The 2,339-nt window shown below is 68.8% G+C and carries 1 protein-coding gene; it reads right to left on the bottom strand.

Annotation, left to right across the window (positions count from 1 at the left end):
• Nucleotides 1–161: 161 nt before the first annotated feature.
• The gene (locus VF468_17865; protein ID HEX5880157.1) at nucleotides 162–1,934 is read right to left on the bottom strand and encodes a hypothetical protein; all 1,773 of its coding nucleotides are present in this window, start codon (nucleotides 1,932–1,934) and stop codon (nucleotides 162–164) included.
• Between the last annotated feature and the right edge of the window lie 405 nt (nucleotides 1,935–2,339).

Here is a 2,339-nt window from a genome sequence, read left to right as displayed (position 1 = left end):
ATGAAGCGCCACTCGACGCGGTAGCGCCGCCCGGCCGCGACCATCCGGACCCACTTGCTGGTCATCCAGCAGAAGGGGCAGACGGGGTCGAAGTACAGGCGCAGGTCGGCCACTCCTCGACGCTAACGCCGATTTCCATGCAGCGGATTCAACCTCTGGTGTCAGGCGAACTGGAGGCGGAGTCGGCGGCCTTGCCACCAGGGCACGGTGGTGTCGGTGGGGAGGTCGGATTGGCGCAGGACGGGTGAGTAGGCGCGGCGGTTGAGGACGACGGTGGTCGTGTCGGCGTTGGTGAGGATTGTTCCTGGTGTGTCGAGGAAGCGTCGTTGGAGGGTGTCGGGGGTGGCGGTGGTGTAGCCGGGGCCGAGCCGGGCCCGGAAGGCGGCGAGGAGGGCTTGGGCCAGGACGCACAGGACGATGTCGAGGTCGACGTTGAGGTTGACGGTGCTGGAGAGGGCGTCGGCGCAGAAGGCCTGGATGATCTCGGCGAGGCGTTGTTCGATGGTCATCCGCCGGGCGTAGGCCTCGATCAGGGCCTTGGTCTTGATGTCGTGGTTGTTGGTGATGATGACGGTGGGCGCCTCGCGGCCCAGCCCGGTGACGACCAGTTGGCGGACGGTGCCGGGGTAGCTGGTGAGGGTCACCGCCGGGGACTCGGCGACCTTGGGCCGGTTGTGTCGGCCGGGCCGGTCCAGGGTGATCGTCTTGTAGTCGCTGCTGGTCAGGGCGTTGATATGGCGGACCAGTGCGGGTGAGCGCATGCGCAGGGTGGCGAATTTGACCCCGCGCTCGTCGAGCTCGCCGAGCACCTGCTGGGTGGTGACCTTCTGGTCCATGATCAGCATGGCCGGGTCGTTGCCGCTGACGGCTTTCCAGTGGTCGCAGAAGGCGATGACCTCCCGGTTCTGGGTGGCCTTGGAGATGTCGGCGTTGGCGTAGGCGTAGACCAGGTTGTGGGTGCCGCTGTCCTGGGCGAAGAAGGTCAGCACCGACCGGGACCGCTGGGACCGGGTGGGCACGTAGTGGCGCTCCAGGACCGGGTCGGCACCCCAGTGCATCACAGCGTGAAAATCGAGATCGAAGATCGCGTTCTCGGCGGTGGCCAGGCCCGCCCCGATCATCTTCTGGTCCAGCGCGGCCAGGAAGCGCTGCTGGTGGTCGTGGCCGAGCCGGTAGGAGTAGTCGGTGAGCGCGGACTTCTTCGGCAGCACCGACAGCCCGGTGAACAGCGCGCTGGCTGGGTCGGCGAGCAGGTCGTCGACGTGGGAGACCCGGCGGGTGGCGGTCAGCTTCAGCGCCAGCAGCGACAGGATCCGGCTGGTGGCCGGGATCGCCGCGGTGCCGGGGTAGCCGGCTTGGGCCACCAGGGCGGGCAGGTCGAGGGCGACCAGGTCGGGGATCATCAGCAGCAGCCCGGCCAGGCTGGTCTCGGCGCGGGCGCCGAACGCGGCGAAGTCGATGACCGACGCCCGGGGCAGGTGCGTGTCCCGCCCGGTGGTCCCCGGGCTGGTGCTGGCCTGGGGCGCGGGCCCGCGCAGCAGCCGCCCGAAGCCCTCCTCGGTGAGGATCTGCCCGACCCCGGTGCGGTTGAGCGGAGTCGCCTCGGCGCGCAGCCGGGAGCTGATCTCATACACCGACAGGCCCTCCCGGCGCAGTGCGACCACCCGGGCCCGGGCGCGATCCTTGGCCGGGGCGCTCTTCGGGCCGGGCTTGCCGGGCGGGGCGAACATCTGGATCTTTCCGGCGCGGAACTCGCGCAGCAGGCTGGCCATGCTCGCGCGGGTGTAGCCGACCCGGGCGCCGGCCTCGGCGACGCTGATCCGCTCCACGAAGTAGGCGCGCAGCGCCTCATACCGACGCTGGTTCGGCTGGGTGGGCGTGGTGAAGAACTCCGAGCCGGGGGCCGGCGAGTCGGGGGCCGGTTCCGCTGTCACGGGCCCGGTCTAGCAGAACTGCCGTGCGGGCCGGCTGGAGCCCACATCTGCGCGTGTCGTTCCTGGACAAACCCAGAACTCCCTGGTCAAGGGCCTCGTCACGGGCGTCCGCGGGCAGCCCTCAGCCCGATCACGAACCAGTAACACTTACGGTTGCCTTCGCTCTGTGACACCTGAACACACCTCCACGCAAGGGGCTGATTGATCTCAACGCAGGACATCTCTGCTGCTCAGGCAGGGTCTCGGCTCCAGACACCCAAGCTCTGGATCGCGTCGACGGAGGGAGGATTAGTGAGCGTGGAAATCCGCGCTAAAGGATGCTGACGGCCAACGCCGCGCCCGAATCGGCATCGAACCCGTGAGGTCACGTATCGAGGCGGCCTGGCCCAACACCTGCATATCGCC

The sequence above is a fragment of the Actinomycetota bacterium genome, assembly GCA_036280995.1.
Classification (GTDB): Bacteria; Actinomycetota; CALGFH01; order CALGFH01; family CALGFH01; genus CALGFH01.
This window is presented reverse-complemented; position numbering and strand designations above follow the sequence as displayed.